Origin of the sequence: Hymenobacter gelipurpurascens, from assembly GCF_900187375.1 — a bacterium.
In the GTDB taxonomy this organism is placed as follows: domain Bacteria; phylum Bacteroidota; class Bacteroidia; order Cytophagales; family Hymenobacteraceae; genus Hymenobacter; species Hymenobacter gelipurpurascens.
Map to the genome: position 1 here is coordinate 608228 of NZ_FYEW01000002.1, position 12751 is coordinate 620978.

The 12751-nt window shown below is 55.9% G+C and carries 14 protein-coding genes; 4 read left to right on the plus strand and 10 right to left on the minus strand.

Annotation, left to right across the window (positions count from 1 at the left end; translation table 11 throughout):
* Positions 1 to 23 precede the first annotated feature (23 nt).
* Positions 24 to 1262 (minus strand): glycosyltransferase family 1 protein, encoded by a 1239-nt coding sequence (locus CFT68_RS14340; RefSeq protein ID WP_088844239.1) that lies wholly within the window; start codon positions 1260 to 1262, stop codon positions 24 to 26.
* Between the two features lie 161 nt (positions 1263 to 1423).
* Entirely contained in the window at positions 1424 to 1948 is a 525-nt protein-coding gene (locus CFT68_RS14345; protein ID WP_088844240.1) for a GNAT family N-acetyltransferase, read from the minus strand.
* Between the two features lie 134 nt (positions 1949 to 2082).
* Here CFT68_RS14345 and CFT68_RS14350 point away from each other — a divergent pair, with 134 nt between their 5' ends.
* Entirely contained in the window at positions 2083 to 3102 is a 1020-nt protein-coding gene (locus tag CFT68_RS14350) for an aldo/keto reductase (RefSeq protein WP_088844241.1), read from the plus strand.
* A 177-nt stretch (positions 3103 to 3279) separates the two neighbouring features.
* Here CFT68_RS14350 and dapF read toward each other — a convergent pair whose 3' ends face one another.
* Positions 3280 to 4080, minus strand: coding sequence for a diaminopimelate epimerase (gene dapF, locus CFT68_RS14355; protein WP_088844242.1), 801 nt, complete (start codon positions 4078 to 4080; stop codon positions 3280 to 3282).
* Between the two features lie 205 nt (positions 4081 to 4285).
* On the opposite strand from dapF, the gene CFT68_RS14360 reads away from it, so the two are divergent.
* From CFT68_RS14360 to CFT68_RS14370, 3 genes are all read left to right on the plus strand, one after another.
* On the plus strand, positions 4286 to 5170 hold the full coding sequence (locus CFT68_RS14360) for a class I SAM-dependent methyltransferase (RefSeq protein WP_088844243.1): 885 nt from the start codon (positions 4286 to 4288) through the stop codon (positions 5168 to 5170).
* A 123-nt stretch (positions 5171 to 5293) separates the two neighbouring features.
* Positions 5294 to 6253, plus strand: coding sequence for a Ppx/GppA phosphatase family protein (locus CFT68_RS14365; protein ID WP_245815399.1), 960 nt, complete (start codon positions 5294 to 5296; stop codon positions 6251 to 6253).
* 96 nt (positions 6254 to 6349) lie between these two features.
* The gene (locus tag CFT68_RS14370; protein WP_088844244.1) at positions 6350 to 7417 is read left to right on the plus strand and encodes an Ldh family oxidoreductase; all 1068 of its coding nucleotides are present in this window, start codon (positions 6350 to 6352) and stop codon (positions 7415 to 7417) included.
* 77 nt (positions 7418 to 7494) lie between these two features.
* Here CFT68_RS14370 and CFT68_RS14375 read toward each other — a convergent pair whose 3' ends face one another.
* The 7 genes from CFT68_RS14375 to CFT68_RS14405 all read right to left on the minus strand — a co-directional run bounded on the left by CFT68_RS14375 (position 7495) and on the right by CFT68_RS14405 (position 12300).
* On the minus strand, positions 7495 to 8343 hold the full coding sequence (locus tag CFT68_RS14375) for a murein L,D-transpeptidase catalytic domain family protein (RefSeq protein ID WP_088844245.1): 849 nt from the start codon (positions 8341 to 8343) through the stop codon (positions 7495 to 7497).
* A 402-nt stretch (positions 8344 to 8745) separates the two neighbouring features.
* Positions 8746 to 9237: a globin domain-containing protein gene (locus tag CFT68_RS14380; RefSeq protein WP_141106574.1), complete on the minus strand. Its 492-nt coding sequence runs from the start codon at positions 9235 to 9237 to the stop codon at positions 8746 to 8748.
* A 79-nt stretch (positions 9238 to 9316) separates the two neighbouring features.
* Positions 9317 to 9751 (minus strand): heavy-metal-associated domain-containing protein, encoded by a 435-nt coding sequence (locus CFT68_RS14385; protein ID WP_088844247.1) that lies wholly within the window; start codon positions 9749 to 9751, stop codon positions 9317 to 9319.
* A gap of 101 nt (positions 9752 to 9852) precedes the next feature.
* Positions 9853 to 10299: a CHRD domain-containing protein gene (locus CFT68_RS14390; protein WP_088844248.1), complete on the minus strand. Its 447-nt coding sequence runs from the start codon at positions 10297 to 10299 to the stop codon at positions 9853 to 9855.
* 34 nt (positions 10300 to 10333) lie between these two features.
* The gene (locus CFT68_RS14395) at positions 10334 to 11257 is read right to left on the minus strand and encodes a DUF5777 family beta-barrel protein (RefSeq protein ID WP_088844249.1); all 924 of its coding nucleotides are present in this window, start codon (positions 11255 to 11257) and stop codon (positions 10334 to 10336) included.
* Between the two features lie 67 nt (positions 11258 to 11324).
* Positions 11325 to 11921: a YceI family protein gene (locus CFT68_RS14400; RefSeq protein WP_245815400.1), complete on the minus strand. Its 597-nt coding sequence runs from the start codon at positions 11919 to 11921 to the stop codon at positions 11325 to 11327.
* 7 nt (positions 11922 to 11928) lie between these two features.
* Positions 11929 to 12300, minus strand: a complete 372-nt coding sequence (locus CFT68_RS14405; protein WP_088844250.1) for a metal ABC transporter substrate-binding protein — start codon at positions 12298 to 12300, stop codon at positions 11929 to 11931.
* Positions 12301 to 12751: the final 451 nt, after the last annotated feature.

The following is a 12751-nucleotide window of genomic DNA, read 5'->3' on the forward strand; positions in this document are numbered from 1 at the left end:
ATGGGTAGGGTCGTGAGCGGGAACTATGCACCAGAGGCGGAACGCGACGGACTCGTGTTCGCCGTCAACTTTTGCTGCATCAGGGCTACCATCTGTTCCCAGGTTAAGTCCCAGGAAATAGTAGCCAGGTAATCGTCGGTACGCTGGCGCCAGTCGGCATCCTGCGTTTGAGTAAGGGCCTTTCCAATGGCCTGACCGAACTCATCGGCCGTGGCCGCAATCTGGACGAGGTTTAGCTCACCATAGGGCCGCACTACATCGCGAATAGGGGTGCTCACCACGGGTCGGCCAGCGGCCAGGTATTCCGGTGTTTTGGTGGGCGAGATAAATTTTGTACTCTCGTTATCAGCGAAGAGCAACGTAGCTACATCCCAACCCCGCAAATACGCTGGCAGTTCCTGATAGTCCTTGCTGCCGAGATAATGCACGTTCTGCTGACGTGGTAAAATAGCCGGATCGATTTTCACGACTGGCCCGATAATGACAAATTGCCATTCCGGATGTGCATCGGCCAGCTGGCGAAGCAGCTCGATATCCAAGCGCTCATCCACTACCCCGAAGAAGCCCACTCGTGGGTACGCAATACCGGCCTGATCGGCGGGTTCGGGCATTTCCTGGCGAGCCTGACCAAAGTGGTCCTTGTCGATGCTGCTGGGAAAAGGGTGCGCATCGGCGTGCTGCTGGCTCTTGGCCTCGTAGAGCGTGTGGCCGCCTGTAAACACCAAGTCGGCCTTTCCAAACAGCTCCTGCTCCCGCTCGCGCAACATTGGCGGGGCAAACTTGAACGCCGCCAGCTCATCCATACAATCATATACGGTAAGCTGCGGCGTGAAAGAGCGCGACTTGCCCAGAGCCATGGGCGTGTAATACCAAAAAATGTACTGATTAATGTTGTTTTCTTGAAAGAAGTCGCTCAATACAGCTTCCTGTATTTGCTCCGATTCCTTTTCCTGATGGCGTAACCGATCTGGAAGATGGACCACCAGCACTTTCACACCATTATGCCGCTCCTTCACCTCCATGTGAGGTTCAATCAGGTCGTCGGCGTGATAAAAGGCTTCTTCTACGTAAAATACGCGGCCTTGCTGGGCGAAGCGCGACAATAGGTGTTGGGGGCGCTGCCATACAAAGTCCCAGTGCAAGTGAGCAAAGCAGACTAGATCGGGCAGGGTGTAGCGTATGGATTGGGCAGAAGCGGAGGTCGTGGAGGAAGGGGAGGCAGAGGCACGTGCGGGTGACTCCGCTGGTGGCGACAGCGACATAAAGAGGCAGAATAAGACGTAAAACCGATGACACTGCCCCGTACAAGCCAGCAATAATTGGCAGTGCGCATCTGGTTTATGCCTATACGCCCTTATCTACAAAAGGATATAGTCGAGCTGAGGCAAGTGCTATAAGTCCTGTTTCGTCCTGTCGTAGGCCACTAGGCCGGGCTTAAAAGTCGCTGCATTTCTACCACGTCCTGCCAGCCCTCGGCCGTTCGGAGCCACTCTCGCCGTACGCCTATTTTCGTAAAACCAGACGTTTTGAATAATCTTACACTCGACCGGTTCAATATCGATATAGTGCAATATATCTGATGCAGACGTAACACTTGCCACGCGTAGGTCACCAATAAATCCAATGCAGCGCGGGCATAGCCGCGCCGTCGGAACTGGCCTAGCACCATGATGCCTACGCCGGCCCGCTGGTGTAAAGGGTCAAAGTCAAAAATATCAACGGTGCCGACAGGCTCCCGCGTAGCCTGGGCGCATAGCACCAGCCGCAACTGCCGCACCTCATGGAAATCGGCGCCGGCGTTATCCAGGTACTGGCGTAGCGTGTGCCGGGAAACCGGCGCCAGCGTGTCCGAAACGCCCCACACGGCTGGGTCGTTTTCCAGCGCATACAGAAAGTCGAGGTCGTCGGCTTCGAGAGGGCGCAGAAAAACGAGGTCGGAAGAAAGCATGGCGGAAGGTATCGATGAACAGGCCTAGCGCGGCTGGCAGTTGGAGTACACAGAGCAGGACCCCACAATTTTACGTCAACTTTCACTTCCATCAGCAGGTTTAAGAAAGCTCACGCTTTTAACTACCTGCCAAGATGAAATATAACCTACTGGGCAACACGGGCCTTAAAGTATCGGAATTATGTCTGGGTACGATGACCTACGGCGGCAAAGGATGGGCCGCTGCCATCGGTAATCTGGATCAGCAAGCCGTGGATGAACAAGTAAAACGAGCCGTGGAGGCGGGCATCAACTTCATTGATACCGCTAATGTGTACTCCGAAGGGCTGTCGGAGGAGCTTACGGGCCAATCGATTCACAACCTAGGCCTCTCCCGCCACGACCTGGTGCTGGCCACCAAAGTGCGCGGCAAAATGGGCGAAGGCCCTAACGATGCCGGCCTCACGCGCAAGCACATCTTCCAGCAGGTAGATGACAGCCTGCGCCGCCTCAAAACCGACTACATCGACCTCTACCAAACGCACAGCTACGACCCACTCACGCCGCTGGAAGAAACTCTGCGCGCCCTTGATGACCTGGTGCGCAGCGGCAAGGTGCGCTACATCGGGGCCAGCAATCTGGCGGCTTGGCAGCTCATGAAGGCCCTGAGCTACTCTACCTACAACCACGTGGAGAAGTACGTCTCGCTACAGGCCTACTACACCGTAGCCGGCCGCGACCTGGAGCGGGAACTGGTGCCGCTGTTGCAAGACCAGAAAGTAGGCCTGATGGTATGGAGCCCGTTGGCCGGTGGTTTCCTGAGCGGCAAATTCACCCGGGAAAGTCAGAACGAGGAAGGCGCCCGCCGCACGGGCTTCGACTTCCCACCCGTGGACAAAGACAAGGCCTTTGATATTCTGGATGTGTTGCGCCCGATGGCTGAAGCGAAAGGAGTTTCGGTGGCGCAAGTGGCCTTAGCGTGGCTGCTGCATCATCCGGTAGTTACGAGCGTCATTATTGGCGCCAAGAAAATGGAGCAACTCGAAGACAATCTGAAAGCAGTGGACGTACAGCTGACGCCGGAAGATCTTCAGAAGCTAGCCGAAATCAGCCAACTAGCCCCGGAGTACCCCGGCTGGATGCTGGACTTCACGAAAGGCGACCGGCAGGCCTAGCCATATCAAGTTACTATTTAAATCAAGCCCGTCATGCTGAGCTTGTCGAAGCATCTCTACTGCAGTGCTAACTCCTTTGATTAGCTCCGGTAGAGATGCTTCGACAAGCTCAGCATGACGGGCTTTTTATATCCAAGTTGTCTTTTCCTTCGAACTGTCCTTTTTACACCTTTAGGCTTACACCTCAATAGTACCCTCAAACACGCGCGTAGCAGGGCCACTCAGGAAGACATTGGTAAAGGAGCCATCGGGCTTGGAGTCGAAGGACACGCGCAGGTCGCCGCCGGGGGTGCGCAGGTGCACGGGGCTTACGGCGCCGCGGCGGGAAGCGGCCAGGGCTACGGCCGTTACGCCGGTGCCACAGCTCAGGGTTTCGTCTTCTACGCCGCGCTCATAGGTGCGCACCTGCCAAGGCTGGCCGGGCACGGCAGGGGCTTCCACGAAGTTGATGTTGGTGCCTTTCTCCCGGAAACGGTCATTGTAGCGAATGGCACGGCCTTCGGCGAAAACGTTCAGCTCGGCCAGCGTACTCATCGGCTGAAAGCGGACCAGATGCGGCGAACCAGTGTTAAGGAAAATGCCGTATTCGTCTACTTCCTGCTGGCCTAGCACATCCTGCATGCGCAGGTGCACGGTGCCGTCGGCCTCAATGCTGGCTTCATGTGGGCCATCGGCAGCCATAAATTTGGTTTGCTGCTGCATTACACCCAGCTGATGCGCGAAGGCTACCGTGCACCGGCCACCGTTGCCACACATGGAGCCCAGGTAGCCATCGGCGTTGAAGTACACCATCTCAAAATCGTACTGCGGATGCAGGCGCAGCAGAATCAGGCCATCGGCCCCGATGCCGCGGCGCCTGTCGCAGAGGAAGCGCACGAGTTGGTGGTTATGCTCGTCGAAGGTGTGGGCGCGGTCGTCCACCATCACGAAGTCGTTGCCGGTGCCTTGGTATTTGTGGAAGTGCAGCATAGTATTCATAAGTAACTACAAAGATACGGGTAGGCGACTGGGAGAAATGGCAAGTTGGGAAGTGACGCTCTGGTGGCCTAGGCCTATTTTACTGGGTTCTGCCTCCTCGCAATGCCACGGTATATAGGGCTAGGCCACCAGCCATCGGCTCGCTATTGCACAAGTTCACCATTTCACCTCTCCCCTCCTACCTTTGCAGCCTTATTCCAACTGCATGTATACTTTCCTGACGACCAGCCCCTGGGCCGATTACGAGCTGCTTGATGCCGGCAATTTCGAAAAGCTGGAGCGCTTTGGCACGCATATTCTGGCCCGGCCCGAGCCGCAGGCTATCTGGGACCCGCACTTGGCGCAAAGCGAGTGGCAGCGCGCCCACGCCACTTTTACCCGCGAGAAGGGCAGCCAGGAGCGTGGCCAGTGGAAGATAAAGCCCGGCACGCCCGAGCAGTGGCTGATTAACTATGAGCGGCCTGAGGGCCTGAATCTGCGGTTTCGGCTGGGGCTTTCCTCCTTCAAGCACGTAGGCCTGTTTCCGGAGCAGGACCCCAACTGGCAGTTCATCTACAACCAGACCCGCAAGCGCAAAGCCGCCCAGCCGCGCGTGCTCAACCTGTTTGCCTACACGGGCGCGGCCACCCTGGCCGCCCGCGCCGCCGGCGCCGACGTAACGCACCTCGACTCGGTGAAGCAGGTGAACTTCTGGGCCCGCGACAACATGGAAGCTTCCGGAATTGATGGGGTGCGCTGGCTGGTGGAAGATGCCATGAAATACGTGCGACGCGAAGTGAAGCGCGGCAGCAAATACCAAGGCCTCATCCTCGACCCTCCGGCCTACGGGCGTGGTCCAAACGGCGAAAAATGGCAGCTGGAAGATGAGCTGAACGAAATGCTCAAGCTCTGCAAAGAGCTCCTCGACCCCGAAGACCATTTCTTCCTCGTGAACCTGTATTCCCTGGGGTTCTCGGCTCTTATTCTGGACAACCTGGTTTCCGAAATCTTCCCAGGCATGCAGCAAAAGCGCGAAATCGGCGAAATCTATCTGCACGATGCCGGTGCGCGCAAGCTCCCGCTCGGTACGTTTTGCCGGTTTGCTACCTGAGGTGAACAGGATGAGGTAAATAATGAAAAGTGACGGGCTGAAAAAATAGTAGCCTTTCGCTGTTCTTCCTTCGCCTCATTACCGTTCAGTACCTCATCACCCATCACCTCATCACTTTTTCCTGTGTCGCTGCCTTCTTCCCGCCACCGTCGCCTGGCCCTTATTGACATGGGCACCAATACCTTTCATCTGCTGATTGTGGAGCTGCCCGAGCCCCGCCATCAGGAGCCCATAACGCTGCTGCGCACCAAAGTGGGCGTGCGGTTGGGGGAAGGCGGCATCAGTGCCGGCTACATTGCACCGGAGGCCTACGCCCGCGCCCTGCACACGCTTACGGGCTTCAAGGAGGAGATTGAGCTACACCAGGTAACGGAAGTGCGGGCCACGGCTACCAGCGCCATGCGCGTGGCCAAAAACGGACCGGAGCTCGTGAAGGAAATCTTCGAGCAAACGGGTATTGAGGTGGAGGTGATTCCGGGTGAGCGGGAGGCGGAGCTTATTGCCAAGGGCATCCGGCAGGCCGTGCCCCTGGGCAATGCACCACACCTACTGATGGATATTGGCGGCGGCTCGGTAGAGTTCATCCTGGCTGATGAACAGAACACACTATGGAAACAGAGCTTCGAGATTGGCGCCCAACGCCTTCTTGATAAGTTTTACACCGCCGACCCACTTCCGGCAACCGCCGTGCAGGCCCAACAGGCCTACCTCGCCGAGGTTCTGGCTCCGCTTACGGCCGCCGTGCGCGAGTGGCAACCCGTGGCCTTGGTGGGCGCATCTGGCACCTTCGATACGCTCTGCGACCTGCAAGCGGCCCGCGCTGGCCAGCCCGAGCTGGTAGGCCACCAGGCGCCCGGAACCCGCATTTCCTTCGATAGTTTCCGCACCAGCTATGAGCAGCTCCTGACGCTGGACCACGCCGGCCGCCTCGCCTTGCCCGGCATGACGCCCATGCGCGCCGATATGATTGTGGTGGCCTGCGTGCTGATTGATTTCGTGCTGACAACGTACGGACTCGTCCATATTACGGCCTCCGCCTACGCGCTCAAAGAAGGCCTGCTGAGCGAGATGCTAGGCCACTAAACCGGCAGCACCACAACGCATACGCCGCGCGTGTTGCTTGGCAGCCGCTCTATTCCCCAACACTAGGCCACACCTCCTGCTGGCTTTCCTCTTCCTATGGCCACTACGCTTTCCTACACCCAGCTTTTTTCCTTTACCGAAGCCGTTTTCCGCAGCATGAGCTGCTCCGAGGAAGATGCCACTCTGGCTACCGAAACCCTGCTGTCGGCAGATCTGCGCGGCATAGACTCACACGGCGTAGCGCGCTTGGTGGGATATGTGCGCCTCTGGGAAGCGGGCCGCATCAATGCCACGCCACGCGTGGGCGTGACCTACGAAACGCCCAGTACGGCCGTGGTAGATGGTGATGGTGGTCTAGGCCTAGTGGTAGGCCCGAAAGCTATGCGGGTGGCTATTGAGAAAGCGCAGCAGGTAGGCACTGGCTGGGTTTCGGTGAAGAACTCCAACCACTTCGGTATTGCGGGCTACCACGCCATGAAGGCCCTGGCCCACGATATGATTGGCATTGCCATGACCAATGCCTCTCCCCTGGTGGCACCCACGTACTCCCTGGACCGGCTGCTAGGCACCAACCCCATTGCCGTGGCCGTACCCGCCGGCGACGAGCCCGATTTCGTGCTGGACATGGCCACTACTACCGCGGCTAATGGCAAGCTGGAAATTGCCCAACGCAAGAACATTCCTATCCCGGAAGGTTGGGCCCAGACTGCCGAAGGTATAGGCTCCACTGACCCGAATGCTGTAAAAAACGGGGGTGCTCTGCTGCCGCTTGGTGGCGCCACCGGCTCCCATAAGGGCTACGGGCTCGGTTCGGTGGTCGATATTTTCTCGGCGGTTCTTAGCGGGGCAAATTATGGTCCGTGGGTTCCGCCATTCGTGGCGTTCCTGCAGCCCTCGGCTAATCCGGTGGGCCAGGGCCTAGGCCACTTTTTTGGGGCCATGCGCGTCGATGCGTTTCGCCCGGCCGCCGAGTTCAAGGCCCACATGGACAACTGGATTACGACCTTCCGCAATGCCCGCGCCGTGGAAGGCCAGCACGTGCTCATCCCCGGCGACCCGGAGCGGGAAGTATCGGCCGTAAGACTGCTCGATGGCATTCCGCTGCTCGACCCCGTTATTCAGGATTTGGAAACGGTAGGCGCCAAATTCGGGGTGAAGCTATAACGCATCATCTTCCCGGAAAAACAGAACGCCCGACCAATTGGTCGGGCGTTCTGTTTTTCCGGACTGGCCTAGGCCAGTTAAATCATCTGGGCATCGTCGAGCAGTTTGCTCATGGCCACATCTTCGTTCAGGTATTTCGACGAGTACTGCGTGTCGGGGCCATTCAGGAACAGGCAGGTGCCACCGTTTACAGCTTCAATAATGGCATCTTTCTGATCCATAGGAAGCGCGGGGCAACCCAGGCTGCGGCCGAGGCGGCCATACTGCTTAATGAAGTCCTCGCTGACATAATCGGCACCGTGCATAACCACGGCCCGCATGAGTGCATTGGTATTGTAGCCTTCATCTACGCCCTGCAGCTTGAGGGAGCGGCCGTGCTTGCCGTTGTACTCGCCTTTAGTTACATAAAAGCCCAAGCTGCTCATATTCGACTCGTTCTTGTTGGAGAAGTTCGTCGCCATGTTCTCGCCGGAGTTGTGGCCATGGGCCACTAGCGTATGGAATTTCACCTGCTTGGCTCCCAGATCAAGCACCCAGAGGCGCTTTTGAGTAGAAGGCAGGCTGAAGTCAACCACGGTCAGCAGCTGCTTATCGTTGTTGAGCTTACCAGCGTTTTCCAGGTTCAGATAGCCGGTTACGGCCTTCTCAAACACATCGTAACGCAGGCCTTGTTCGGCTAGGTTCAGCTCACGATACAGCGTTTCCATTCGCTGATCAAACTGCGCTTCTTTCGTAAGAACAGTCGCCACAACCGGTGCTACCGGCATGCGCGCGGTGGTTTTGGGCGTAGCGGCCTGGGTACGGGCAATAGGAGCCGCTAACGGCGTAGCCAAGAACAAAGAAGCCACAAACGGGAGCACCCGACGGGCCATCCTGCGGGCCCGGCGCTTCAGGCGCTGACGACTAACTACACTCTTCTTTTCCATTGACACGAAAGGTTTCAGTTGTGAACATGGGCCTGCTAGCAGGCCCATATCCGAAGAAGTATACGCGCTATTTCAGCAAACGATACATACATATCCCCTACCAGACATAGCGACTTCCATGTATTTAACCCTGTACTAGCACTCCAGAGTTCCCGGCGGGCTTTCAACAGAGCTGCTCTCCCCCGCTACCGATGATAAGAACGTCAAAATTTACTTATCCGTATTATCTGATGAAATAGTATCTAAAAAATATATTCTCCTCTCTATAAGTTGCTAGAATTTTGATTCCCAATTGTTTCGAAACCGTAAGCACCACTGGCTGCTAGGCCACTTTGTAGTACCCAAAACAAAAAGCTCCGCTGCTTAAGCAGCGGAGCTTTTCCAGTAAAAATGCGGGGTGGCCTAGTGGCCTACCGTGGCAGCTTTCATCTCATCTAAGATGGTAGCAAGCTCGGCCCTTTCTTTGGCGCCCAGCTTATTGGTCTCCATAGAAGCATCGGCGGCCTGGCGCCACACTGACCATTCTTTTTCGGTAATCATCATGCCTTTATGAGCCGAAAGCATGGAGAGACCGGTATACTTCAATGGGCCGCCAGTGGCTTCCCCCATTTGATTGATGAAGTTGTTGCGCAGGCGAGCCAGGCGGGCGGGTTTGTCGGGGTCGTTGAGCAGCGGGCTGTGTGTGCGTAGCATGGAAGAGTTCTGCACGGCCGTTTCGGCGGCCACATTGGCCATCAGCACGTCCACGAATCCTTCTATACCTTTTAGTTCGCCCATCCGCTCATATAAGGTAGGCGTCGCCGGGTCGGTTTCCTTGGACCCGCAGGCTGATGTACATAATAAGGTACCGCCCAAGAGCAACGCGACGGCAAATTTGAGTTGAGGTAATTGCATAAAGTACTGAGTGAAGGGAAGAATAACCTAGAGGAAGCTAACGGACAGTTACTGCAATCAGGTGGCCGTGATAAGCTGATCAGACCGTAATGAAGAGCCGCCGCAGATTAAATGCGAAGCGAATGCGCTCCAGCATTTCCAGGTAGCTGGCCGGCACCGGGCACCCGCGGCCAGTAGGAACGCGCGCCACCATTACCGGGCGAGTCACTTTGAAAGTCCCGCCCACGGATAGTACCCGTTCTATGTCCTGCTCCGATATATCGGCTTCGTGGAAAAGCACGGTAGCCACCTGCGTTTTAACATTGATAACGCAGGCGGCTACGCCTTCCATGGCAGCTACCTGTTGCTGAGCAGTAGCACTCTGCTTGGGATCTTGCAGACCTTCTACCTGTAGCTGCAGCATAGTTACCGGGCGGGCATATTCGTGCAGGTTAGGATTTTCCCAGCTTCCCCATAGCAGTAAGACGCATAGTACCACCAGGCTTACCCGGATGATTCTCTTGCCTTTTTTCATAGTTCGCTAGAAAGAGACACACACTTTCCAGGCTGCCCACTTAGTCAGGCAGAAAAATACCTCTGTAGTCAGACGAGAAAGCGCTCAGGAGTGGCCTAGGCCTACTGAACCGAGATGTTGCCCCGGATTTCGCCGTCCTTGTTAGCCTGCGTGTGGAAGTTCACGTACGTTTCGCCGGCCAGCAGCTTGGCACCATCAGCCTCTGAAAGAGTAGCCGTGCCCGTAATAGGCGAAGAAGCCACGCTGGCAAATGGCACAATTACGCCGCCATTAACACCGGGTGCTGCCTGGTGAATATGGCCAGCCAGTGGGGTGATGCCCTGGTAAGTAACGGTGTAGGTTAGGACACGCGTGGTTTTGTCGTAGCTGCCGGTCATGGCGCCGGTAGCGGTGGAGTTGTTGGTGGGTACTTCCTGCTGCGCGTTGATGGTAGCCTTCAGCTGTACCGTATTGGACGCGGCCGGTTTGTTGTCATCGTCCTTTTTGCAGGCGGAGAAAGAGGCGGAGCCCATCAGGAGCAAAGCCAATGCAGTAATTTTCAGGTTCATACTGTGGTGTGTGTGAAAGTGGGTTGATATAGAATTATTTGCGGAAGCCTTCTTTGGGGCGCACGGTGAAATTGCGGTTCACATTGAAGCCGAAGTAGATGTCGCCATCGAAGAAGTTGCCACGCGTGTTGGCCACGAAGAACTTCTCAATCATGCCCTGCGAGTTGGTGACGTGCAGCTGAAACACGTGGCCGCCCGTCTCAATATCAAAGCCCAGGGCCAGCGCATTGCGCACCCCGGTAGGCCTAGAGCCCGGCAGCAGATAGTAGTATTCGGCATTCAGCGAGGTGCGCTTGGAGAGCTTCTGGCGGCCGCCGAACCCGATGGCATACACATCGTTCGGGTCGGTTTTGGTAGCCACCAAGTTGCGGTGGATCAGCGTAGGCATGAGCTGCAACGACAGATCGGAGCTGAATTTGCGGGCCAGCAGGGCCTGATACGTGAAGTTGAGGCGGCGCGGCACTGTATAGTCTACGTTATCATTGTAGCGCAGCGTGGTGAGGGCCGAGCTGGCAAACAGCGTCACGCTGATTGGCATGGCGCCAGGCCCCGAGCTTTGGCGCACGGCCCGGTATTTCGCGAAGCCATCCAGCGTTTTTTCCAGCGAGCTGCGCCCGATGCCTATTTCCAGCTGATCGGTGAGGGCATACTCTAGGCCTAGGCGAATGCTGGCCTGGTCGAGACCAAAGAAGTTATACGCCCCACTGTTGAGGGTACCGAACCGGTGCGAAATCAGGAACACCATGGTGCCCTGGCCGGGCGTTTCTACGGTGTGCCCGTTAATCAGGCGCGTGCTTTTGAAGGTGGCTGCCACCTGCGCCGGCGCTTCTTTGGGCGCCTGGCTTTCCAACTGGCCTAGTAGATCGTCCTGGGCCTGCGCCGGTGCCGACCACAGGGCTAAAAGGGTACTGAGCAAAAGGGCCAACCGGCCCGAACATGGAGGAAAAGTAAAGGGCATAGAAACGAGTGAAAGCAAGAGAGGGAACAGCCTCGGGCGCTCCGAAGCCAGCAGATCTGTAGAAAGCTTATTTATTGATGGTCAGCTGCGAAACCGGGTCGCAGCTTATGGCTACTTTGATGCCGACGGTCTTGGCAATATTTTCCCGCACCAGCAGCGGAATCTCAATATTGTAATCGGCGGGAGCTACGCTGAAATAGGCGTTTACCAGCAGTGTTCCTTTTTGCTGTTCTAGGCCCCCCGTTACGGTTACGTGCTTGGTTACACCATGAATGGTCAGGTCGCCTTCCACGGTTATGCGCTGCGGAAGCCCTTTTGCCAGCGCACTGGCATCAAAATCCAGTATATGGCCCTTGAAAGTAGATTTCGCAAAGCGGTCTGACTCCATGTAGTTCTCGTTGAAGTGCTCCTGCATGAGGCTGCGCTTGAACTGGAACGACTTGATGGGAATACTGAAGGCCAGCTGCTGAGTTTGCAGGTCGAGGACGGCGGCGGCCTGCTCCGTATGCGCCTCAATGTCCTCGATGATGCTGGTAGAGAAGAAACTCACCAGGCCCTTCTGGGTCATGTACTTGCCTTGGGCCTGCCCCGAGGAAATGCCCCCTCCGCCCAGAACCAGCAGTACACAAAACAGCAGGCGTACGTAGTGATACAAACTGCGCATGGCCCTATTAATTATTGGGCGCGCCAGCATCTACCCACTTCTGCAACAGGTCAATATCGCAGTCTGAAAGCTTGGCGGCGTTTTGCGGCATGGGCATGTAGCCGGGCAGGTGCTTCACGTTACCCATCAGCACACCTGAGTTTACGTGCTGCTTGATGACAGCAAAATCTTCCAGGTTTACGCCTCCGGTCAGCAGGGCCGGATTGTGGCAGCTTCGGCAGTTCCGGTCCAGAATAGGCGAAATGGAAATACTATAGGAAACCACACTGGGTGTGGTGCATACCACCTTGGGAGTAGCTATTTCGTCGGCCTTTTCATAGGCACAACTGCTTAACAGAATACTCAATAAGGCGCACAGGCGGGTAAAGGCTTTAATCATTGAGCGGTGGTTTAGATAATAGAACCCTTGTGCTTCAGCAAAGGCACACAGGTGCTACACAGGCCATCAGGCTGATGGTCTAGTTGAGAGAAATGAAGGAGTTGTTTCGGGTGAAACTGGTACTTTTCACTGGTTAGCTATAGCTAGCTTCCCGTGAACCAACCCGGATTTTTACAACGGTTGGGTCATAAATACAACTGTGTCGATTGTTTGTTTCAAAACGGGAATAAATAATTGAACTTTTATTCTTGCTGAAACAATCATCCTACAAAAGGGCACTTCTAAAATCTATTGAGCCCACCAAAAAGCAGGTTTAAAGACTGTATATTGCTATTTTGGAGTAATACAGTCCTTTACCAAAAATTGTTTGAGTAAGACTCGTTTTGGTAATATCACTTCCCATATTGATTATCAAAGCTAATTCCTCCGCTTCCCAGACCCTAAATATTCC